The sequence below is a fragment of the Sphaerisporangium sp. TRM90804 genome, assembly GCF_029846175.1.
In the GTDB taxonomy this organism is placed as follows: Bacteria; Actinomycetota; Actinomycetes; order Streptosporangiales; family Streptosporangiaceae; genus Sphaerisporangium.
The window spans coordinates 72,125-93,405 of record NZ_JARWAC010000022.1 but is presented as its reverse complement, the minus strand read 5'-3'; the positions used below and the strand labels follow the sequence as shown (position 1 = coordinate 93,405).

The 21,281-nt window shown below is 72.1% G+C and carries 17 protein-coding genes, 1 tRNA gene and 1 pseudogene; 11 read left to right on the top strand and 8 right to left on the bottom strand.

All coding sequences use genetic code 11. The features are described from left to right. Window positions 1–9: 9 nt before the first annotated feature. Window positions 10–1,482 carry a PLP-dependent aminotransferase family protein gene (locus tag PYR91_RS26870; RefSeq protein ID WP_279784068.1) on the bottom strand — a complete coding sequence of 491 codons (1,473 nt, stop codon included), beginning with the start codon at window positions 1,480–1,482 and terminating at the stop codon, window positions 10–12. Between the two features lie 66 nt (window positions 1,483–1,548). Between PYR91_RS26870 and PYR91_RS26865 the strand changes: the two genes are divergently transcribed. From PYR91_RS26865 to PYR91_RS26835, 7 genes and pseudogenes are all read left to right on the top strand, one after another. Continuing rightward, window positions 1,549–2,196 carry a pyridoxamine 5'-phosphate oxidase family protein gene (locus tag PYR91_RS26865; protein ID WP_279784067.1) on the top strand — a complete coding sequence of 216 codons (648 nt, stop codon included), beginning with the start codon at window positions 1,549–1,551 and terminating at the stop codon, window positions 2,194–2,196. 198 nt (window positions 2,197–2,394) lie between these two features. Then, complete coding sequence (locus tag PYR91_RS26860) at window positions 2,395–4,155, top strand: serine/threonine-protein kinase (RefSeq protein ID WP_279784065.1); 1,761 nt, start codon at window positions 2,395–2,397, stop codon at window positions 4,153–4,155. After that, window positions 4,156–5,676, top strand: coding sequence for a hypothetical protein (locus PYR91_RS26855; RefSeq protein WP_279784063.1), 1,521 nt, complete (start codon window positions 4,156–4,158; stop codon window positions 5,674–5,676). Between the two features lie 74 nt (window positions 5,677–5,750). Beyond that, the gene (locus PYR91_RS26850) at window positions 5,751–7,277 is read left to right on the top strand and encodes a DUF2510 domain-containing protein (RefSeq protein ID WP_279784061.1); all 1,527 of its coding nucleotides are present in this window, start codon (window positions 5,751–5,753) and stop codon (window positions 7,275–7,277) included. Window positions 7,278–7,298: 21 nt separating this feature from the next. After that, window positions 7,299–7,895, top strand: a complete 597-nt coding sequence (gene orn, locus PYR91_RS26845; protein WP_279784059.1) for an oligoribonuclease — start codon at window positions 7,299–7,301, stop codon at window positions 7,893–7,895. Window positions 7,896–7,966: 71 nt separating this feature from the next. After that, window positions 7,967–8,039 (top strand) — tRNA-His (locus PYR91_RS26840). Between the two features lie 245 nt (window positions 8,040–8,284). Beyond that, window positions 8,285–8,476 (top strand): annotated as a pseudogene (locus PYR91_RS26835) (LuxR C-terminal-related transcriptional regulator); the annotation flags it as partial. 124 nt (window positions 8,477–8,600) lie between these two features. On the opposite strand, the gene lat reads toward PYR91_RS26835, so the two are convergent. The 3 genes from lat to PYR91_RS26820 all read right to left on the bottom strand — a co-directional run bounded on the left by lat (window position 8,601) and on the right by PYR91_RS26820 (window position 12,524). Then, window positions 8,601–9,962, bottom strand: a complete 1,362-nt coding sequence (lat, locus tag PYR91_RS26830) for an L-lysine 6-transaminase (protein ID WP_279784057.1) — start codon at window positions 9,960–9,962, stop codon at window positions 8,601–8,603. Between the two features lie 163 nt (window positions 9,963–10,125). Beyond that, a complete protein-coding gene (locus PYR91_RS26825) occupies window positions 10,126–10,743 on the bottom strand; it encodes a DUF308 domain-containing protein (RefSeq protein ID WP_279784055.1) in 618 nt (205 codons plus the stop codon). 227 nt (window positions 10,744–10,970) lie between these two features. After that, entirely contained in the window at window positions 10,971–12,524 is a 1,554-nt protein-coding gene (locus PYR91_RS26820; RefSeq protein WP_279784053.1) for a penicillin-binding transpeptidase domain-containing protein, read from the bottom strand. Between the two features lie 63 nt (window positions 12,525–12,587). Between PYR91_RS26820 and PYR91_RS26815 the strand changes: the two genes are divergently transcribed. The 4 genes from PYR91_RS26815 (at window position 12,588) to PYR91_RS26800 (ending at window position 15,518) form a co-directional block, all read left to right on the top strand. Further along, window positions 12,588–13,439, top strand: coding sequence for a fused MFS/spermidine synthase (locus PYR91_RS26815; protein WP_279784051.1), 852 nt, complete (start codon window positions 12,588–12,590; stop codon window positions 13,437–13,439). A gap of 415 nt (window positions 13,440–13,854) precedes the next feature. After that, a complete protein-coding gene (locus tag PYR91_RS26810) occupies window positions 13,855–14,424 on the top strand; it encodes a hypothetical protein (RefSeq protein ID WP_279784049.1) in 570 nt (189 codons plus the stop codon). 160 nt (window positions 14,425–14,584) lie between these two features. Next, window positions 14,585–14,872: a hypothetical protein gene (locus PYR91_RS26805; RefSeq protein ID WP_279781188.1), complete on the top strand. Its 288-nt coding sequence runs from the start codon at window positions 14,585–14,587 to the stop codon at window positions 14,870–14,872. A gap of 352 nt (window positions 14,873–15,224) precedes the next feature. Next, on the top strand, window positions 15,225–15,518 hold the full coding sequence (locus tag PYR91_RS26800; RefSeq protein WP_279784047.1) for a 4a-hydroxytetrahydrobiopterin dehydratase: 294 nt from the start codon (window positions 15,225–15,227) through the stop codon (window positions 15,516–15,518). Between the two features lie 99 nt (window positions 15,519–15,617). On the opposite strand, the gene PYR91_RS26795 is transcribed toward PYR91_RS26800, so the two are convergent. From PYR91_RS26795 to ngcE, 4 genes are all read right to left on the bottom strand, one after another. After that, complete coding sequence (locus PYR91_RS26795; protein ID WP_279784045.1) at window positions 15,618–17,738, bottom strand: M6 family metalloprotease domain-containing protein; 2,121 nt, start codon at window positions 17,736–17,738, stop codon at window positions 15,618–15,620. A 165-nt stretch (window positions 17,739–17,903) separates the two neighbouring features. Further along, window positions 17,904–18,815, bottom strand: a complete 912-nt coding sequence (locus PYR91_RS26790) for a carbohydrate ABC transporter permease (RefSeq protein WP_279784043.1) — start codon at window positions 18,813–18,815, stop codon at window positions 17,904–17,906. Then, the gene (locus PYR91_RS26785; protein ID WP_279784041.1) at window positions 18,812–19,768 is read right to left on the bottom strand and encodes a sugar ABC transporter permease; all 957 of its coding nucleotides are present in this window, start codon (window positions 19,766–19,768) and stop codon (window positions 18,812–18,814) included. Before PYR91_RS26785 ends, PYR91_RS26790 begins: the two co-directional genes overlap by 4 nt. Before the next feature lie 6 nt (window positions 19,769–19,774). Further along, window positions 19,775–21,226 carry an N-acetylglucosamine/diacetylchitobiose ABC transporter substrate-binding protein gene (ngcE, locus tag PYR91_RS26780; protein ID WP_279784039.1) on the bottom strand — a complete coding sequence of 484 codons (1,452 nt, stop codon included), beginning with the start codon at window positions 21,224–21,226 and terminating at the stop codon, window positions 19,775–19,777. Window positions 21,227–21,281 lie beyond the last annotated feature (55 nt).

Here is a 21,281-nt window from a genome sequence, read left to right as displayed (position 1 = left end):
CCGCGTGGCTCACCCGCCGTCGATCAGGCCGGCGAGCACGGCGCAGGCCCTTCTGACGTCGGCCAGGGAGGCCGACCCGTAGCCGACGACCAGCCCGAAGGTGCGGACGGGGCCGTGGTGGTGGCGCGCGGTGGTGTCCAGCAGCACGCCGCGTGCGGCCGCCGCGGCGATCAGCGGGTCGACGCGCTCGGGCGGCAGCGGCAGGAAGACGTGCAGTCCCGCGGAGTCGCCGCTCACGCGCGGGCCGAGGAGCTCCACGATGGCGGCGCGGCGGCGCGCGTACTCCAGGCGCATGCGCCGCAGGTGGCGGTCGAGGTCGCCGCGTTCGAGCAGCAGCGAGACGGCCTCCTGGACCGGTCCGGACGTCCGGTCGCCCAGCAGGCCGCGCAGCGCGGCGATGCGGGCCAGCAGCGGCGGCGCGGCGACCAGCCAGCCGATGCCGACGTTGGGCGCGAGGGACTTCGACAGCGTGCCCAGCAGCACGACCCGCTCGGGGTCCAGGCCGTACAGGGCCGGCAGCGGCGCCACGTCGTAGCGGAACTCGGCGTCGTAGTCGTCCTCCACCACCGTGGCGCCGGTGCTCCGGGCCCACGCGAGCAGCCGCTCCCTGCGCGGGATGGGCAGCCGCCCGCCCAGCGGGAACTGGTGCGCCGGGGTCGTGAACAGGACCCGCAGGCCGGCGGGCAGGCCCTCGGGGACGACGCCCTGCGCGTCCACCGGGCACGGGACGACGCGCCCGCCGCGGCTGGCGAACACCGTCCGGGCCACGCGGTAGCCGGGCTCCTCCACGCCTGCCCTGTCGCCGGGCCGCAGCAGGGCGGCGGCGATGAGGTCGAGACCGTGGCCCGTCCCGCGCGTCACCATGACGTTCTCCGGCCCGACCGGCACCGCCCTGGCCCTGCGCAGGTGCTCGGCGAGCAGCTCGCGCAGGCGCGGGTGCCCGTAGGGGTCGACGAAGTCGGCCGGGGGCAGCCCGGCCGCCGCGCGCCACGCCCGCCGCCACGCCGCCTGGTCGTAGTCGCGAACCCAGGGCTTCCCCGGCCGCAGGTCGACCATCCCCGCCGGCGCGGGCACGCTCTGCCCGTCCGGCCCCGCGCCGGGCCTGGGCAGCTCCGCGCCGGGCGCTCCGTCAGGGTGGCCGGCGGCCGCGGCGGGGACGGCGGAGGCGCCGGTGGCGGCGGCGCGAGTCGCGGCGGCCGGGGCGGGGCTCGCCGCGCCGAGCTGGGCGAGGTCGGCCACGTACGTGCCCGAGCCGTGCCGCCCCTCCAGCCACCCCTCGGCGTAGAGCTGCTGGAACGCCTCGGTCACGACGGTGCGGCTGACCCCGAGCAGCAGGGCCAGGCCGCGGCTGGACGGCAGCCGCTCGCCCGCCTTGAGGGCTCCGGCGCGTATCCCGCCCCGCAACTGGTCGCCGAGCTGCACGGCGAGCGCGACCGGCGCGCCGCGGTCGAGGGCGAGGGGCAGGTCGACGAAGTCGCGCAAGTGGTCTCCCGATAGTGCTCGGCAGTGGACATACACCCCGGTCCACTCGGTCCTTACGGTAGTGGCATGCTCTCCACGACACCTCGCACGTCCCTCGGCCGTTCCAAGGAACGGGGCCGCACCGACCGCGCCGACCTGTACGCCGTGCTCGACGCCGGGCTGATCTGTCACCTCGGCGTGGTGGTGGACGGCTCCCCGATGGTGGTGCCCACCGGGTACGGCCGCGTGGGCGACACGCTCTACCTGCACGGCTCGACCGGCACCCGCTCGCTGCGCGCGGCCGGCGAGGTGTGCGTGACCGTGACGCACGTGGACGGCATCGTGCTCGCCAGGTCGGCCTTCCACCACTCGGTCAACTACCGCTCGGCGATGATCTACGGCACGGCCCGCGTGGTGGACGACCCCGACGAGCGGTGGGAGGGCCTGCGGGCGCTGACCGAGCACCTGGCCCCGGGCCAGTGGGACACCGTGCGCCTTCCGGACAAGAAGGAGCTGGCCGGCACCACCGTGATCGCGCTCTCGCTCGCCGAGGCGTCGGTGAAGGTGCGGCAGGGGCCGCCCAACGACGACGACGAGGACTACGCGCTGCCCGTGTGGGCGGGGGTGCTGCCGTTGCGGGTGAGCTGGGGAACACCGGAGCCCGACCCCCGGCTCGCGCCGGGGATCCCGATGCCGTCCCACATCGCCGAACGCGGCGCGCCGGCCGCCCGCTGACCGGCCCGCACGGTCAAAGGGGATATAAACCGCCATTTTCCATGGGTCACTACCAAGTAGCCGGTCATGATCCACAAAGCTGACAATGGCAACGACAATATGCCAAATATCTATTTAAACAGCACAGAGGGCGGATGCCGTCGTTAGGCTTCGTTGTCGCGTCATGGGTGGGGACCCGGCCACGAAGGAGAAGTGCGTATGGACGCCCGCAGGGGGGAATGGCGAGTCCCCGGATACACCGAGATCCGCGATCTCGGCACCGGTGGATCAGGACGCGTCGCGATGGCGCGCTACGACGCCGACGGCACCTTGGTAGCGATCAAGTACCTGTCGGACGAGCTGTGCGCCGACCCGGGCTTCGTCGTCCGGTTCCGGCACGAGGCCCGGCTGCTGGAACTGCTCGACGGCCCGCACTCGGCCCGGTTCTACGAGTACGTCGAGAGCGACGGCGGCGCGGCCATCGTCATGGAGCTCGTCGACGGCGTCTCGCTGCGGGCGATGCTCCGATCGGAGGGACCCACGGGGGCCGAAGCCGCGCTGGTGCTGCTGAAAGGCTCACTGCTCGGCCTCGCCGCCGCCCATTCGAGCGGGATCGTACACCGCGACTTCAAGCCCGAGAACATCATCATCGAGGGCGACGGCGCCAGCAAGCTCGTCGACTTCGGCATCGCCGTCCGGTCGGGCGACGGCGTCAGCGGGGCCGGCACCCCGCCCTACATGGCGCCCGAGCAGTGGGCGGGCGCGCCGGCCGGCCCCAGCACGGACGTCTACGCCGCCACGATCGTCTTCTTCGAGTGCCTCACCGGCACCCGCCCGTTCCAGTCGCAGAACATCGCCGCGCTGGCACGGCAGCACCAGGCCATGCCGCCCCCGGTCGAGCAGGTCCCGGCGCCGCTGCGCGGCCTGGTCGAGCGGGGCATGGCCAAGCACCCGGCCGACCGGCCCGGCAGCGCCGACGCCTTCCTGGTCGAGCTGGAGGCGGTGGCGGCCGAGGCGTACGGCCCCGGCTGGGAGGACCGCGGGCGGCGCAGGCTCGCGAGCCTGGCCGCTCTGCTGGCGCTGCTGTTCCCGCTGGCCGACCACGCGCCCGAGGCCAGCACCTCCCTCGCCGAGACCGAACTCGGCGGCGACGGCATCGCCCGGCGGGGGCTGAAGAAGCTCAGCGTGAAGATCGCGGCCGGCGCGGTGGGCCTCGCGGTCGTCGCGGCCGTCACCGCCGTGCTGGTGGGCACGATGCGCGACAGCGAGTTGCAGGCGCAGAGCTCGGTCGTCACCCCCACCCCCACCACGTCCGACCTGGGCCTGGACCTCTCCTCGGCCGAGCCCGCGATCACCGAGGCGCCCGAGGAGCCGGAGGAGAGCCCCACCGAGGAGCCCACCACCCCCGCGCCCACCACGTCGGAGGCCGCGCCACCGGACGCCGCGCCCACCTCCACCGACGGCCAGAGCACGCCGAAGGCGTCTCCCAGCAAGAAGCGGGTCACGCCGCCGTCCGCGTCGGCGACCGGCTCGGCCAAGCCCTCCCCCAGCGCCACGGAGGACGACGAGGGCCCCCGGGCCGATCCGAAGGTGGATGACACCCTGCCCTCGGGCCGGCCGCGGCCGACACCGACGGTCCGCACCCCCGAGCCCGCCCCCACTCCCACCCCCTCGCCCACGAGGGGACAGCCGTCCACGCCCAGCGGGACGGCGGGCACCCCGACCAGGGAGCCCGAGACCGGCGGCGAGACCCCGACCGGGCGGCCCGAGACCGGCGGCGACACCCCGACCAAGGAGCCGGGGACCGGAGAGGAGTCCTCGACCAGGCAGCCCGAGACCGGGGGCGAGTCGCCGGAGCCGGAGACCTCCTCCAAGGACGGCCTTGGACTGCTGGCGGCCGGGCTGATGACGGCCGGCGCCGTTCCCGCCACACTTGCCTTGAGGAAGCGGATGGCGGGACGGCACCGGAGGCGGCGGTAGATGCCAGATGGCGGCGGCATCGCGGGGTACGTGCTCACGGGCCGTACCCGCGCGAGCGAGGTGGGCACCTGGATGGACGCGGCCGCGCCTGACGGCGGCCGGGCCGGGGCCCTCAGGTTCGACCCGGGGCTGCTGTCCTCCCCGGGGGCGACGGAACGGGTGGTCGCCGCCGTCACGGCCGACCGGCGGCTGCTGAGCAGCGGCCTGAGCGGGCTGCTGCCGGTCGCCGACCTGGTCGCCGCGCGCGAGGAGATCTGGCTGCTCACCGCGCGCCCGGGGACCCCCTCCCTGGCCGAGCTGATGGACGGCCGGCCGGGCCGGCCGTCTCCGGACGCCGGCAGCGCGGCCACCGTCCTGGTGGAGACGGCGCAGGTCCTGCTGGCCGTGCACGCGGCCGGGCTGGCGCACGGCGCGCTGCACCCGGGCACCGTCGTGGTCGGCGACGACGGCGTGGCGGTGCTGGCCGAGCGCGGGCTGGCCGCGGCGCTGCTGGGCGAGGCCGCCTCGCCCGAACGCGACGTCGCGGCCTGGGCGGCGCTCGCCCGGGGGCTGGCCGACGCGTGGGCGGCGGGCGACCCGCGCGCGGCGCGGCTCTTCGACCGCGCTGCGGCGACCGCTACCTCCCAGGGCCTGGACGCGGCACGCGACTCGCTGCTCGCCGGGCGCGAAGTGCTGCCCGCCGGGTTCATCACCCGCGAGCCGCTCGTGCGCAGCATCCAGTGGTGGTCGGCGAGCGACGTGCCGACGCAGAGCCCGCCCCGTCCCGCCATCGCGCAGGACGAGGGGGAGGTCGTCACCCTGCTCTACCCGCCGGGCGCCGGTGAACCGCCGTACGGCGGCGGGCAGGGCGCCCACCGGGTGGCGGCCCACGGCGCTCCGGGCAGCGGCCCCGCGGGCGCGGCGGGGTTCGCGGGCGCGGGCGGCGCGGCGGGGTACGCCGCGGCCGGCGCGGATGGCACGGTGCCCCCGGCGGGCACGGCCGAGACCGAGCGGGCCGGGGACATGCGCTTCGGCCCCGGCGTCCCGGCCGGCACCACGGCGGCGCAGATCTGGCGGGCGGGGCGCGAGCAGACCACGATGCCGGCCAAGGAACGCCTGGGCGCCGCCTCGGCGAAGCGGCGGCGGCGTCGCGGCGGCCTCCTCGGCTCGGTCGTGATCTTCCTGCTCATCCTGACGGCCGCGCTGTTCCTGTGGTTCCAGCGGGGCGAGCCGCTCGCCGTCACGGCCGTCGAGGTCAAGACGCCGAAGGCCAAGGGGTGCGACATCACGGTCGGCGTCGTCGGGGTGATCACGACGAACGGGTCGGCGGGCGAGGTCACCTACGAATGGCTGCCGACCGGCAAGAAGGCGATCAAGCACACCGACCCCGTGCCGTCCGGAAAGTCCACCCACGAGGTGACGCTGGAGTGGGAGGTCGGCGGCGAGGGCAGCAGGAAGCTGACCGCGCGGCTGCGGGTCCTGTCCCCCACCGGCACGGGCAAGCCCCTGGAGGACCGGGCGTCTTTCACCTATAAATGCTGACCGGCCGCTGAAGACGAGCCGGATGCTGCGCACTCCAAATGCGCGATAAGGCGGGATGTCACTATTCTGGCGACATGACGCAGACCCCCGCCGGCTGGTACCCCGACCCGTACGGAACCCCCCAACTGCGTTGGTGGGACGGCACGCAGTGGACCGACGCCACCCACCCCATGGAGGGCGCGGCGGGCCAGGCCGGTCCGGTGACCACAGGCCAGTGGGCACGGCCCGGCACCGGGCCGCAGCAGGCGGCGGGCCCGCAGGCCCCTCCGGGCACCTCACCCCAGGGCACGGGGCCGCAGCCCCAGGGCACGGGGCCGCACGGCTCGCCGGGCGGCGGCCAGCCTGGCGCGGGGCCGGAGCAGGGGACGGGGCCGCACGCCCAGCCGGGCGGCGCCCCCCGGGACGCGCCCGTGACCGGCCCCCACGGGCAGCCGGGCACCGGGCCGCAGCAGGCCCCTCCGGGCAGGCCGGCGACCGGGCCGCAGGGCCAGCCGGGCTTCCAGCCGGGGCCGCCCTACCCGCAGCAGGGCACCCCCCCGTACGGCCAGCCCGGCCCGGGCGCCTACCCGCCGGGCCCTGGCCGGCCCGGGCAGACCGGCGCGCACCAGGCGGGCCCCGGCCCGTACCCCCCGCCCGGCGACCACACCGAGCGCTTCGCGGGCCCGGGGGCGCCGTACGGCGGCCAGCCGGGGGCGCAACCGCCGTACGGCGGCCAGCCCGGGACACAGCCCCAGTGGAGCGGCCCGCCCGGCGGCACCGCCCAGTTCCCGGCGCCGGAGTACGGCCCGCACGGCGCGGCGCCGGCGAAGAAGCGCGGGCCGCTGCCATGGGTGCTCGGCGGCGGCGCGGCCGTCATCGTCCTGGTCGTGGCGCTGGTGATCGCGTTGAACGTGATCAACCGCAGTGACACGCCCACGAACGCCGCGCCCTCGCAGGCGCCCTCCGAGTCGGTCCAGCCGTCCGACCCGCAGATCACGCCGCCCCTGGAGAGCACGCCCGGCCCCTCGCCGAGCGACCCGAACAACTTCCCGGCCGAGCTGCCGGCGCCCGAGAACGACGTGATCACCGACCCGCGCACCGGGCTGTCGTACGCCTTCCCCGGCGGCGTGTGGAAGGTGCCGACCTGGCAGGAGCTGAACGGCCAGGGGCCGGAGGACCCGCGGTTCCCGCTGTGGTCCAGCGGCTACCAGACGGTCTCCCAGGAGAACTACGACGGGCAGGGCGGCAAGTGGATGGGCACGGTCACCACGGCCCGGCTGCCCGCCGTCTTCGAGTACACGGGCACCAGCGACCTGCGCAACACCGCCGGCGAGGTCCTGGTCGCCTACGACGGGGTGTTCTACGGCCCGCCGCACCAGAAGAAGGTCCTCAAGGACGAGGCCATCGAGGTGGACGGCAAGAAGGGCTGGCTGCTGCGCTTCGAGATGGACTTCGGCCCTGAGGCCAAGAAGGCCGGCTGGAAGTGGCGCAAGGAGGAGGGCGCGATCGTGATCGTCGACCGCGGGAACGGAGAGCGACCTTCCCTGCTTTACGCCTCTGTACCCGACAATCTGGACACTAAGGTGATCGATCGCGTACTGGACTCTCTCAAGGCCTCGTGACCGGGCACTACGCTGAGCATCATGAGTGACCTGCTGGTCTGGATCGACTGTGAGATGACCGGGCTCGACCTCGGCCGCGACGCGCTGGTCGAGGTCGCGTGCGTCGTGACAGACGGCGAGCTGAACCAGCTCGACGAGGGTGTCGACATCATCATCAAGCCTCCGCACGAGGCCGTGGAGCAGATGTCGGAGGTGGTACGGCAGATGCACACGGCCTCGGGCCTGCTGACGGCGCTGGGTGACGGCGTCACCCTGGCCGAGGCCGAGTCCGTCGTGCTGGAGTACATCCGAAGACACGTGCCGGAGCCGAAGAAGGCCCCGCTGTGCGGCAACTCCATCTCCACCGACCGTTCGTTCCTGGCGCGCGACATGCCCGCCGTCGACGCCTACCTGCACTACCGCATGGTGGACGTCTCCTCGGTCAAGGAGCTGGTGCGGCGCTGGTACCCACGCGTCTACTTCGCCTCGCCCGCCAAGCAGGGCGGCCACCGCGCGCTCGCCGACATCACCGAGAGCGTCCAGGAGATGCGGTACTACCGCGCCGCCGTGTTCGTGCCCCAGCCGGGGCCCGACTCCGCCACGGCGCGCGAGGTGGCGGAGGCCATAACCGGATCTTGACCCGTCGCGGCGTCAGAACCCCCCAAAGGCCGCTACACTTTTCCCTGTGCCGCGGCGATGCCGCGAGCGTGGTGGGTGTAGCTCAGTTGGCAGAGCGCCAGGTTGTGGTCCTGGATGTCGTGGGTTCAAGTCCCATCACTCACCCGGAGACGATGGCCGGTCCGCGAGGACCGGCCATCGCGCTTTTCTGGCATATCGCCCCACTTCCCCGGAAAGTAGTGGTTTCTGGTACGGCATGGACCCCCAAAGCCCCAAGCGGCGGGCTATGCTCGCACAGGACCGCTACGCCGCCAGCGCTGGGGGGGCTCGGCGACTTGACAATGATTCGTGCCACCGGAGGCCGGATGAGTGTCGATGACGCCACGTACAACAGGCATGCACGCACAGAGCTCAGCAAGCGCGAGGCCGAGGTGATGGAGCTGATCGCGACGGGGCATTCCAACGGACAGATCGCCCAGCGACTCTTTCTGAGCGAGAAGACCGTGAAGAACCACGTCAACCGCATCTACTCCAAGTTGGGGGCCGACTGCCGCATGACGGCCATCGGAATGTGGCGGGCGAAGTCCCCGAGCCGGTCCTGAACAACCGGTCCGGCCCCGGCGTGACCCGCGGTCACGCCGGGCCGGGGCCTCGGACGCCGAATGCCCATGCGGGCGCCGGCCGGGGCCCGCGCGCCCGGCACGGCCGCGGCGGGTAACCGGCGCCTCAGGCCGGGACGGTCATCGGGTTCCGCACGGCGGGCAGCGCCCGTTCCAGCGCCGCCAGCCCGTGGTCGACCTCCTCGGCGGTGATCGACAGCGCGGGGCGCAGCCGCACGGTGCGCTCCCCGCACGGCAGCACCAGCACCCCCTCCTCCTCACGCAGCGCGGCGATCAGCCGGTCTCTGGCGGACGGCGCGACGGACCGCCCGTCCTCGCCCGGGGCGTCCGGCCCGGGCGCCGCCTCTCCGGCGGAAGGCACGTCGAAGGCGCACATGAGGCCCCGCCCCCGGGCGGCGCGCACCCCGCCGGGGAACGCGGCCTCAAGGCGCCGCAGGCCGGCCAGCAGCCTCTCGCCCAGCACGGCCGCGCGCGGGATGAGGCCGTCGCGTTCGATGATCTCCAGCATCCGGCGGGAGCGCACCATGTCCACCAGGCCGCCGCCCCAGGTGGAGTTGATCCGCCCGCTGACCCGGAACACGTTGCCGGGGACCTCGTCCACCCTGCGGCCGGCCATGATGCCGCCCACCTGCACCTTCTTGGCGAAAGCCACGATGTCGGGCGACAGCCCGAGCTGCTGGTAGGCCCACGGCGTGCCGGTGAGGCCGGCGCCGGTCTGGACCTCGTCCAGGACGAACAGCGCGTCGTGCTCGTGGCACAGGTCCTGGACCGCCCGCAGGAACGCGGGCCGCATGTGGTTGTCGCCTCCCTCGCCCTGGATGGGCTCGGCGATGAAGCAGGCGATGTCGTGCGGGTGACGGGCGAAGGCGGCGCGGGCCTGGGCCAGCGCCCTCTCCTCGGCCGCCTCCACGTCGCCGTGGTGGATGGCCGGCACGTCGATCCTGGGCCAGTCGAACATCGGGAAGCGGTCGGTCTTGACCGGGTCGGTGTTGGTGAGCGAGAGCGTGTAGCCGCTGCGGCCGTGGAAGGCGCGCGTGAGGTGCAGCACCTTGGTGCCCAGCTCGCGGGGGCGGCCGTTGGCCTCGTTGTGTCGGCTCTTCCAGTCGAAGGCGCACTTGAGCGCGTTCTCCACCGCGAGCGCGCCGCCCTCGACGAAGAACAGGTGCGGCAGCTCGGGGTCGCCCAGCACGCGGGCGAAGGTCTCGGCGAAGTCGGCCAGGTGGGCGGTGGACAGGTCGGAGTTGGCCGGCTTGTTGGCCGCCACCCGCCCGAGCAGGGCCAGGAAGCCGGGGTCGTCGTCGAAGGGGTTGACGCCGAGCGGGGCCGAGGCGAAGAACGTGTAGAGGTCGAGGTAGCGGCGGCCGCTCTCGGCGTCCACGATCCAGGAGCCCCGGCTGCGCTCCAGATCCAGTTCCATGCGGAAGCCGTCGACGAGCATGTGCCGGGCGAGCCGGTCGAGGACGCTCATGGGCCCTCCTGTCAGGGTCGGACTCCTCCCCTGAATGTTCCCTCCCGGCGGGTAAGTATCGGGATTCCTCCGGCTCTTCGCGCTCTGGGCCGAATATCTTCCGGCGCGGCCGTGGCTCCGTGCGCCGGTCTCCCGCGCCGCGCCGCGTTCTCCCCGTGTTCCCTCAGGCGGGATGCGGGGCCGTGCCGTGGGTGTCCCGGTGGCCCACGCCGCGGACGCGCACGGACAGCACGAGCAGCGAGATCCCGTAGACGACGGCGAACACGCCGATCAGCCAGGTCAGCGCGAGGGCGCCGGTCGCCGGCCACAGGAACAGCAGGACTCCGAAGATCACCGCCAGCACCCCGTTGACCAGGTGCATCCAGTCCAGCTCTCCCGCCTCACCCCGCCTGAACGAGGCGAGGACCTCCCCGCCGCCGCGACGAAGGAGCGCCGCGACGATCTCGACGGCGCCGATGACGACCGCGTAGGCGGCGATCAGCATGAGCAGGGCGAACGTCGTGATGCCCGGCCAGATCCAGGCGACGAGGCCCAGGACGACGCCCAGCACGCCGGAGACGACCATCCAGATCCTGGCGTCGCGCGGGTGGGTGCCGCGGAAGGCGCCGATCAGCGTGAAGACGCCGCTCACGATGGCGAAGGCGCCGAACAGGACGACGAGCGTCAGCAGCGTCATCGCCGGCCAGATGAGTGCCAGGACGCCGAACAGCACCGCGGCCGCGCCGCGCAGGGCGTAGATCCACCAGTGGTGGGCCGCCGTCTCCTCGGTCAGGTCGTGCATGTGTCCTCCCCGATAGCGCTGCGACGAAGGACCTCCGTGACCACCCTCCGTCCCCCTTTCCCCTTCGTATCCCGACGAGAAGCGACAACGGCCCATGAACAGCTCAAAAGCTCTCTAGCTACCGATAAATCCCCTCAGAGGGGACACGGCACCCCTCGGACGCGGGTGGACCTCGACGGGCCCGGCGGCTCGCGTCGGCCGCCCGCCGACGGCGCCCGCGCGGGCGCTCACAGGGCGCGCAGGAAGCGGGCGGCGGCGGCCGCGGCGGTCCCCGCGCCGGTGCCGGCGTGTTCGACGAAGACCGCGAAGGCGAGGTCTCCCCGGTAGCCGATGAACCAGGCGTGCTCGCGGCCCGAGGCGGGACGGGCCGTGGCGGCCTTGCCCGAGACCCCGCCGGGCAGCCCGGCCGCGGCGACCGTCTCGTCGGCCGCCGCGGCGGCCATCATCGCGCGCAGCTCGGACGCCACCTCAACGGGGACGGGCTTGGCCCTGGGGCCCCCGGGGCCGTCCAGGCGGGCCACGGCGGTCTTCGACATCAGGCGGGGCGGGCGCCAGGTGCCGTCCTTGACGGCGGCGGCGAGCGTCGCCATGCACAGCGGCGTGGCGGCCACCGCGTCGTCCCCGATGGCGCGCAGGCCGAGCTGGTCGCCGGTCTCCGGCTCCCGCATGGCCCCGCACAGGCCGCCGAGCCCCGACTTCAGCCGCGCGCCGAACCCGAAGGCCTCGGCCTCGCGGCGCAGCCTCCCGTCCCCCAGGCGCTCGACGGCCAGCCGGGAGAAGGTGGTGTCGCACGAGAGCGCGTACGCCTGGGCGAGCGTCACCGTGCCGTGCGCGGCGCTGCCGCCGTTGACGACGGTGCGGCCGCCCGGGACCGTGTAGGAGGCCGGACAGTCCACCTGGGTGCCCGGGGCGACCGGCCCGCGCAGCAGGGCCGCCGCCGTCACCGTCGTGAACGCCGCTCCGGCCGGGTAGCGCCGGTAGAAGGCCCCCTGGCCCGCCAGGCGGTCGGCCACGGCCAGCACCTCCCCGGTCGACGGCCGGACGGCGACGATCGCGGCGGGGCCGCCGACGCCGTCCAGTGCGCGGTCGGCCGCCGCCTCGGTCCACCAGTCGAGCGTCGTGCGGAACCTGCGCTCGGCCGCCTGCCGGTACACCACCAGCCTGCGGACCCTGCCGGTGGCCGCCACCGCCTCGATGGCCCAGCCGGAGGGCGGGTCCTCGTCGAGGTCGTCGATCTCGCGGACCAGGTCCTCGAAGTAGGGCGCGGCCCCGCTGTCGCGAGGCAGCGGCCTGCCCTGGCGGGTGAACAGCTCGGTGCCCGGGACGGGGATCTCGGAGACGCGCAGCCGCTCGCCGGCCCCCACGCCGGGGTGGAGCGTCTCCGGCGTCCAGATGACCTTCCAGGCGCCGTCCCGGACGCCGAGGTGCAGCACGGAGGAGAAGGGCCACCGGCCGAGCTCCGCTACCTGCCAGACCCCCGTGAACGGCAGGTCCGCCGTCCGGTCGTCGCGCCGGACGAGCCGGCCGGGCGTCAGCTTGACCGACAGGATCTGCAGGTCGGTGCGCATGCGGCGGTGCCGGTCGAAGAAGTCCGCCGGCGCGGAGGCGACCCTCTCGCGCATCTGCGGCAGGTTGTCCGCCGCCCAGGCGTCGAGGTAGGCCAGGGCGGTCTGCTCGGGGCCGCCCCGCACTCGGCGGGCGTCCACCACCAGTGCCACGACGCCCCCGGCCACGATGACGAGCGTCAGCACGAGGAGAGCGAGAAGTTCCCGGCGACGCATACGGTTCTCCCAAGAGTGCCGAAGATGGCACAACCGGATATACCAGAAGCAAAGGGAGGCTGTGTGGCCAAGCACAAGGCCGAGGCGACCCCCGCCCCCGGCCGCTACCCGGTCAGCAACGGCGAGGTGGAGCTCCTGCGGGACCTCGACCGGCCGAGCGGGTGGCTGCTGAGCATGGCCGGCGTGCCCCAGTCATACGTGGACCTCGACGATCCCACCTACCTGGAGTTCGAGTACGTCCGGCTGATGGCCGACGCCGTCGACGCGCTCGCCGAGGGCCCGCTGGACGCCGTGCACGTGGGCGCGGGCGCCTGCACGCTGCCCCGTTACGTCGCGGCGACCCGGCCCGGCTCCCGCCACATCGTGATCGAGCCCGACGAGGCGCTCGTGCGGCTCGTCAGGGACCAGCTCCGGCTGCGGTCGGTGCCGCGCCTGAAGGTCCGCGTCGGCGACGGGCGCACCGCGGCCGGCGGCCTGCGCGACGCCTCGGCCGACCTGTTCGTGCTGGACGCGTTCACCGGGGCCGTGATGCCCCTGGAGCTGGCGACGGCCGAGTACATGGCCGACGTCGCCCGCGTCCTCAAGGACTCGGGCACGCTGCTGGTGAACATCGCCGACGGCAAGGGCCTGGCGTTCGCCCGGCGGGTGGTCGCCACCGTGCGCGACCGGTTCCGCCACGTGGCACTGCTGGCCGAACCGGGCATCCTGCGGGGGCGGCGGTTCGGCAACCTCATCGTGATCGCCTCACCCGCGCCGCTGCCGCTGCCGCGACTGACCAGGAAGGCGGCCGGCGGCCTCACCCAGGCCCGCTGCGTGCACGACGAAGCCCTGGTCAACTTCGTCGCCGGGGCCGCGCCCATCAAGGACGGCGACGCCGTGCTCGCCCCGGTGCCCCCGCCCGAACTGTTCCACTGACGCCGTCCCCGGGCGCCCGGGGACGGCGGATCCCCGGGCCGCGTCGTGTGCTCGCCGTCGTCGCCGGCCGGTCGCCCATCGGGTAAGCGCTCTTTCCGGTTTCCGCGCGCCCCCGACTCCCGCAGTTCAACTGCACGTGCATTCGCAAGGCCATTTCGCGCGTGCACTACGTTGACGAAAGCCTCTAAGCCCGTACTCGCGGAGTCGGAGAACTATACGAAACCGGTCACACGTCGCCATTTCGTGCAGCCCTCCCCCGACGCAACGCGCCAGATCTTCGGCATTCGCCCAGCTCAGCGCCGCTTATAAAGGATCTAGTGCGAAAAATGAGCATACTTCGTGTGCGCCCATCCGCCTGCCTCTACGCTTTGGCCTCACGACGATCATTTACCTCCAAGAAAGGATAAGTAACGACATGACGGAGCGTCAGCTCCCCGGCGATTCCGGCAATGGCGAGGCGCCGGCTCCCCCGCCTTCATTGGCGAAGCGCGCCGTGAAGGCCGCCACCCGGCAGATCGCGGGATTCACCAGCGGCGTGCTGGTGGCGGTCACGGCGCCGGCGGTGGCGGGGGTCATGCAGGGATGGCGGGAGCCCGCCCCGGAGATCGGCATCGACCTGCCGGAGGACAGGTCTCCGGTCAAGGCCACGCCCTGCGTGACGGTGAGCGGGCACGGGGTCCCCCGGCCGGGCACCCGGCTCGTCGTGGCCGTCCAGCAGTTCTATCCGGAGAACGGCCTCATCACGTTCAACCCGAACGTGCGCGTCGTCGGCGAGGAGTGGCAGGCCGCCGTCCCGCTCACCGGGCCCGTGGACGGCTGGTTCAGGATCCGGGCGGTGCTGGTGGAGGGGGAGCTGGCCGGCTACCTCGGCTCGGTCGGGGGCGACGCGGGGGCGTCCAGGTGGGTGTCTCCCTCGATGCCCCCCGGCACGGCGATCGCCGAGTCGGTGGACGTCCAGCGCGGTCCCGGTCAGATCTCCTGCTGAGCCGCTCCGGGCGCCCGTCAGGCGGGCGGAGAAGCATGGCAGCAAGGTGCCAGCGGCGGGCAGCTTGCTGCCGTCCATTCATCTGGTTCCGAGGGCTTGAAAAGCGGAGAGTTGGTGGTGCGAGAAGAAAACAAAACAACCACCGAAAGAGGAAAAAGAAATGAACTCCACGACCTCCCTCACCGCCAAGATCTCCGCCGGCTTCGTCTCCGCCGCCGTCTCCCTCACCGCCGCGATCGGCCTCTACGCCGCCACGAGCCAGGCCGCCGAGTACGCCCCAAGCACCCACGTCGTCGCCGGCACCACCTGGGACACCCCCGCCGACAAGGACGGCACCACCTGGGACTCCGCCTCCACCAGCGACGACGACGGCACCACCTGGGACTCCGCCAAGCTGCTCGCCGAGGGCGAGATCCCCGCCGACGACAACGGCACCACCTGGGACTAATCCAATACGCGAGAAACGCGGAAACAACAAAGCGAATGAATCCTCGGCAAGAAATCCGGCGAGAAAAGCGCCGGACCTGAGAGAAGAACCGGCCGGACGGCCGGCGAGAACCACCCGGCAAGGCCGAACCACGGGCCCGTCCTCCGGAATCCAGGCGTGACGTCGACCGCCACCGGAGCCCGCGCCCCGGCCACAGCCACCAGCGCACTCCCCTCCACCCACACGCCCCGGGCTCAGCCGCGCCCGGACGCCCTCCGGCACGCCGCCGGACCCCCGCACGGCGAGAAGCCGCGTGCGAACCCGGCCGGGGCGCGGGTTTCGCCTGTCGGTGGGGCGTGGAAAGCTGATCAGTATGGACAGGCTCGACGATGCGGCGATCAGCGCCCGGCTCAGTGAGGTGCCCGACTGGCGTCGGGAGGGGGACGAGATCCGGCGGACGGTCAAGGCGCCCGACTTCCGCACGGCCATCGCGATCGTCAACGACGTGGCCGAACAGGCCGAGACCCTCAACCACCATCCCGACATCGACATCCGCTGGCGCACCCTGCACCTGGCCCTCAGCACCCACGACGCCGGCGGCCTCACCGAGATGGACTTCAAGCTCGCCGGCCGCATCGACGCCATCGCGGCCGACCACGGCGCCTGAGCGCGCGGCCGCGCACCCCTCCCGAGAAACGGAAGGCGGGTGCGGCTCGCGCTTCCGCGAGCCACACCCGCCTTCCGGGTCAGGTGAGGGCGATCGCCGTCACAGGCCGATCATCTGGCAGGTGGCGGTCGACTTCTTGGTGGGGTCGCTCTCGGAGGTGGCGGTGAGGTTCAGCCTGGCCAGGCGGTCGCCGCCCGGGGCACGCTGGGCGTACACCGGCACGAGCGTGGTCTTGCCGAAGTCCACGGCGGTGAGCTGGTTGGGCACCCACGTCGTCCAGCCCTTGCCCTGCACGCCGGCGGTCAGGCGGTAGACGTCCGACTTCAGGTAGGCGCCGACGTCCTCGGGGTGCTGCCCCGCGGGGGCCGCGGCGCGGCCGGTGTTGACCACGGGGAAGCGGCAGGCCGCCCACTCGGCGCCCTTGGCCGCCCCGACGCTCGGCAGCACCCGCACGCCGCGCCGCTGCGGGCCGGCGCCGTCCAGGGAGCGCACGGCGACCGTGTACGACAGCACGCCCTTCTTGTCGCGGCTCTTCTCCAGGATGTAGAAGTGCAGGCGGTTGGCCTCGTCGACGTGCTCGAACTCGCTGCCGGAGTCGGTGCCCGCGTGGAACAGGGCGTCCGAGAGCTGCCGGTAGTCGCCGATCGTGATCGGCACCCGGGTGCCGTCCGGCAGCACGTAGTCGGTCATGCCGATGTCCTGCGGGTTGGCGTCGATGACCCACTCGAACGGGGCGCGGTCCTCGTTCTTGGTCTTGGCCAGCAGCACGCCGGAGTCCGGGGTGAAGGAGTCGGCGCCCATGCGGTCCACGACCTCGACCGTGTAGTTCTCGTAGCCGCCTCCGTCGCAGAACGGGTCGGTGAGCGTGTCACACGCCGGGCTGCGGTCGCCGTCGGCGAACGCGATGTTCACCCCGGCCAGGCCCTTGTCGCCGGGCTGCGCGGCCCGGGCCGTCACCCGGGCGACGACCAGGCCCGACTCGGCGAGCGCCTCGCGCGAGAGCCGCAGGACGTTCTTCTCGTCCACCATCTCCAGCTTGATCTTGTTGCGCAGCATGTGCTGGGCGCCCATCGAGCCGCCGCCGGTGGGCGGGATGAGCCACCGGCTGTGCGGGCCGCCCGGGCCGTTGAAGCTGCCCCGGCTGAGCATCTCCCAGATTCCGGTGTACGCGCGGCGCGGCGGCACGCTGAAGGGGTTGTTGTAGTTGTCGCCGATGCCCAGGATGTGGCTCAGCTCGTGGGCGTAGACGCCCTGGCCTGAGCTCTCGGCCTGGGTGGAGGAGCCGCCGCCGGCGTTGGGCCAGATGGAGGAGCCCGACGCCCAGGACGTCCACTCCACGTACCTGGTGCGCGACCAGTTGGGCAGCGCGGGGTCCGGCGGGCCGAAGTCGTCGGTGACGGCTTCCTTGGTCGGGAACTTGATGGGCCCGAACTCCTGCCAGGTGGCCGACTCGTCCTGGCCGGCGCTCAGGTAGAAGATGAAGTCGAACTCCTCTGTGCCCTCCTCGCCGACGTCGCCGGCCCACGCGGCGCGGCCGTCGGTGCGGATGTTGCGGTTGCAGGTGTCGCCGGCCGGGCAGGCGGTGCCGGCCTGGAACTCCATGGCGTACTCGTGGTCCTTGCCCGGCATCTCGTACGGGCCGAACGCGGTGAGGTCGACGCCGTACCTGCCGCCGGAGTCCTCCATCCAGTACTCGTGGATGGTGTGGCCGCGGTTCAGCGGGCCGGGGGTGTTGAGGAAGTCCTTGTAGAAGCCGGCGACCTGGTCGCGCGGGACGTCGTGGGCCTCGGTGCTGGGGTTGCCGAACACGGTCGAGCCCACCGGCTGGGTGACCACGAACGGCTGGTTCGGATAGTCCAGCAGGACGAGCGCGCCCTTGAACGTGCGCTCCGAGCCCTGGGCCGTGGGGTCCGCCCAGTTGGTGCCGGGGACGGCCTTGTAGTCGTCCCAGGTCATGTGGTCGGGGTTCTTCCAGTTCTGCGGGTCGATCGCGGCGGGGCCGCCGGGCTTGCCGCGCAGCGCGGCGGCGGGCGCCTGCTCCTGCCAGGGCTGCCGCTGCGGCCAGTGGTCGGCCTGCCAGGGGTGCTCGGGCTGCGGCGGGGGCTCGGCCGCGGCGGGGAGCTGGCCCGCGGCGAGCCCCAGCGGGGCGAGCACGACGGCGGCGATCAGTGCGGTGAGTCGTCTCTTCCTGCGGGGGCGGTGGATCGACGACGCGGTCACGGCCTCATCCTCCATCTCGGCCACAGCGCGGCCGAGGACGTAACAGACGTTTCTGCCGGAGATCATCCATGAGATACCGGAGCCCGGATAGGGCTTTGTCCGATAAATGATGAGATCGCCGCTTAAACGCCGCGAGGGCGAGATGCCCCCAGGAGAGCGAGAGTGCTACTTGACGGCTCCGGCGGTGAGACCGGACTGGATCTGGCGCTGGAAGATGATGTAGACGATCAGCATGGGGATGATGGCCATGCTCAGCGCGGCGAACAGACCCGGCCAGTCGGCCTCGTAGCCGGCGTTGGTGTTGATGTTCGCGATGCCCTGCGTGATCAGCCACTTGTCCTCGACGCCGCCCGAGAGCAGCACGATCGGCAGCAGGTACTGGTTCCACTGGCCCAGGATGTTGAAGATCGTGATGCTGACCAGGCCGGGCCTGGCCATGGGCATCATGATCTGGAAGAACGTGCGCGTGTGGGAGGCGCCGTCCATCATCGCCGCCTCCGCCACCGAGGTGGGGAGCGTCTTGAAGAACGCCGTGAGGAAGAACACGGTGAACGGCAGCGAGTAGGCGGTATAGACCAGTACCACGCCGGTGTGCGTGTCGATCAGGCCGAGGTTGCGGACGACGAAGAACAACGGCACCAGCGCAAGGAACACCGGGAAGGCGAGCCCGGAGACGAACAGGTAGTAGATCGCCCGGTTGCCGAAGAACCGGTACCGCGCCAGCACGTACGCCGCCATCGAGCCGAACAGCATGGTCAGCGCCGTGCTCGCCGCCACGACGAGCACCGTGTTGAGCATGTACCTGCCGATGTGCGCCTTCTCCCAGGCGCGTCCCCAGGAGGCCCACGAGAAGCTCTCGGGCATGGAGAGCGGCAGGTCGCCGACGATCTCGGCGTTGGTCTTGAAGGACGCGAGGAACGTCCACACGATCGGCCCGATCACCAGGATCGCCCAGACGACCAGGGCCACGTGGGACAGCGCCCCGAAGGCGCCGAGCGGGTTCTTCGGCTTGCGGCGGACCGGGGCGGGCGGGGTCTTGGCCACCCGGACCGTGTCGGTGGGGGTCGCCGTCGTCACAGCTCGATCCTCTCGCGCCGCGTCACGCGCAGGCTCAGCGCCGCGAACGTGATGGTCAGGAAGAACAGGGCCACGCCCATCGCGGAGGCGTAGCCGAACTTGGAGAAGGTGAACGCCGACCGCCAGATCTCCAGCGGCAGCACGGTGGTCGCGTTGTCGGGGCCGCCGCGGTCGACCGACAGCACCTGCACCAGGGCGAAGGCGTCGAACGCCGCGATGCCGAGGTAGACCCAGCCGACCTGGATGGTGTCCCAGATCAGCGGGAGCGTGACGCTGAAGAACAGCCGGAAGCGGCCCGCCCCGTCGAGGGCGGCCGCCTCGAAGACGTCCCTCGGGATGGCCGACATGCCGGCGGAGAACAGCACCACGTAGAACCCGACGGCCTGCCAGACCAGCACGCCCATGATCGACCACAGCGCCAGGTCGGTGTTGATCAGCCAGCCGACCGGCTCTTTGAAACCGACCATGGAGAGCAGGCCGTTCAGCACACCCGTGCTGTCGGGGCGGTAGATCGCCTGGAACAGGACGCCGACCACCGCCACGGCCAGCACCTGCGGGAAGAAGTAGACCACCCGGTAGAACTTCGAGCCCCGGACGCCGGTCATCGTCCCGCCCTTGCTGCCTCCCCCGAGGTTCAGCAGGAACGCGAAGAACAGCGCGATGGCGATCGTGATCAGCGGCATGGCGAGCAGCAGGAGGCCGTGGTGGCGCACCGCGGCCCAGAACACGTCGTCGTCCAGCAGTCTGGTGAAGTTCTCCAGCCCGATGAACTGCGGGGACGCCGAGACGCCCCGCCAGTTGGTCAGCGAGATGTAGAACGCCTGCACGTAGGGACTGATCACGAAGACCACGTACAGGACGAGCGGGACCGCCAGGAACGAGATGACGAACCCGTACATCCGCGCCTTCGCCGACAACCGCCCCGCGGCGAGCCCGCCGTCGCCAAGCCGCATGATCGACTACACCGTCCGGTTCTGCTTGGTGATGGAGGAGTCGGCCTTCACCGAGTCGGCCTTCTTCTGCATGTTGGCGCAGAACTCGTCGGCGGTGATGCGGCCGAACATCAGCGAGTTGGTCTGCTTGCGCAGTTCGGTCTCCAGCTCCTTGTACCAGTTCTCGAAGCTGCTGTAGGTGACGATGTTGGCCCCGGCCGCCGTCTGGGCGTCGGCGACGCTCTTCAGGCCCGGGGACAGCGGCAGGCCCTCGGCGGCGCCGACGACCACGGTGAGGCTGCCCGACTTCTCGGTGAAACCCTTGGCGCCCTCCTTGGAGAGCATGATGCGCGCGTACTCCAGACCGCCGGCGGTGTTCTTGCCCTTGGAGGGGATGATGTACGGCTCGCCCGCGGCGGCCCTGATCGCCTCGAACGGCATCTTGTCGGCCGCGGTGAGGCTCGGGGTCGGCGTCACGGCGTACTCGAAGGAGTCGGGCGTGTTGGCCTTCTGCTCGTTCTCCAGCCACGAACCCGACGGGTAGAGCGCGACCTTGTCCTGGTTCTGCCTGGTCTGGACCTCGGTGTGGATGAGGCCCTCGTAGCTCTTCTCCATGAACTTGCCGATCTCGGCCCAGGCCGCGGCGGACTGCTTCACCGAGTCGCGGGTCCAGGCGCCGTCGGCGAGGTTGTCGATGTCGAGCAGGACCTGGTTGCCCTCCAGCTTGGCCGCCGAGATGAGGATCATCCAGTACTGGTAGTAGGCGGCGTTCTTGCCCGCGTAGGCGTACGGCGTGAGGCCCGCGCCCTTGATGATCTCGCAGAGCGTCTTGAACTCGTCGAACGTCTTCGGCGGCGTCCAGCCCTTCTCCTGGAAGAGCTTGCTGTTGTACCAGAGGCCGTAACCGGTGAAGACGTAGTTCAGGATGTACGGCTTGCCGGCGATGAGGCCTGACTCGATGGTGCCCGGGACGACGGTGTCGCGCACCTTCTTGCTCGGGTCGTCGATGGACGGCGCGTCGAACAGCGGCGTGAGGTCGAGGAGCTGGTCCTCGGCCTGCAGGGCGCCCATGTCCATCAGGTCGGTGCCGGAGTTGGCGATGAAGTCGGGGACGTCGCCGCCCGCGAAGCGGGGCTGCAGCGTCTGGGCGATCTGCTGCGTGGCCACGTGCTTGACGCTGGCCCCGGGGAAGGTCTTCTTGTACAACGGCTCGTGGACGTCGGTGGCATAGCTGTCGCCGAGACCGCCCTTGAAGATCACGACTTCCAGGGGCGAGTCGGCCACGACCCCGAAGGGGTTGGCCGCCGAGACGGCGGAAGCGCTGGCAGAGGCGGTGGGAGACGCCGCGGAGTTGCCTCCGCTGGTCGCACAGGCGCTCAGCACGCCCGCCGCGGGACCCGCGACGAGGGCGGTGAGGCCGATCCGGCGGAGCATCTGCCGGCGGGTTATCTCTCGGGGCGTGCCGGCGGGGTTGGACATGCGACCCTCCAGGATGGGGCGAACAAATAGGAAAGTTTCCTAAACGTTTGAGGAA

What these genes read in the sequence shown, in the direction of transcription:
- PYR91_RS26865 (WP_279784067.1), top strand. Translation starts at nt 1,549, where the DNA reads ATGCTCTCCACGACACCTCGCACGTCCCTCGGCCGTTCCAAGGAACGG.
- PYR91_RS26860 (WP_279784065.1), top strand. Translation starts at nt 2,395, where the DNA reads ATGGACGCCCGCAGGGGGGAATGGCGAGTCCCCGGATACACCGAGATC.
- PYR91_RS26855 (WP_279784063.1), top strand. Translation starts at nt 4,156, where the DNA reads ATGCCAGATGGCGGCGGCATCGCGGGGTACGTGCTCACGGGCCGTACC.
- PYR91_RS26850 (WP_279784061.1), top strand. Translation starts at nt 5,751, where the DNA reads ATGACGCAGACCCCCGCCGGCTGGTACCCCGACCCGTACGGAACCCCC.
- orn (WP_279784059.1), top strand. Translation starts at nt 7,299, where the DNA reads ATGAGTGACCTGCTGGTCTGGATCGACTGTGAGATGACCGGGCTCGAC.
- lat (WP_279784057.1), bottom strand. Translation starts at nt 9,962, where the DNA reads ATGAGCGTCCTCGACCGGCTCGCCCGGCACATGCTCGTCGACGGCTTC.
- PYR91_RS26825 (WP_279784055.1), bottom strand. Translation starts at nt 10,743, where the DNA reads ATGCACGACCTGACCGAGGAGACGGCGGCCCACCACTGGTGGATCTAC.
- PYR91_RS26820 (WP_279784053.1), bottom strand. Translation starts at nt 12,524, where the DNA reads ATGCGTCGCCGGGAACTTCTCGCTCTCCTCGTGCTGACGCTCGTCATC.
- PYR91_RS26810 (WP_279784049.1), top strand. Translation starts at nt 13,855, where the DNA reads ATGACGGAGCGTCAGCTCCCCGGCGATTCCGGCAATGGCGAGGCGCCG.
- PYR91_RS26805 (WP_279781188.1), top strand. Translation starts at nt 14,585, where the DNA reads ATGAACTCCACGACCTCCCTCACCGCCAAGATCTCCGCCGGCTTCGTC.
- PYR91_RS26800 (WP_279784047.1), top strand. Translation starts at nt 15,225, where the DNA reads ATGGACAGGCTCGACGATGCGGCGATCAGCGCCCGGCTCAGTGAGGTG.
- PYR91_RS26785 (WP_279784041.1), bottom strand. Translation starts at nt 19,768, where the DNA reads ATGCGGCTTGGCGACGGCGGGCTCGCCGCGGGGCGGTTGTCGGCGAAG.
- ngcE (WP_279784039.1), bottom strand. Translation starts at nt 21,226, where the DNA reads ATGTCCAACCCCGCCGGCACGCCCCGAGAGATAACCCGCCGGCAGATG.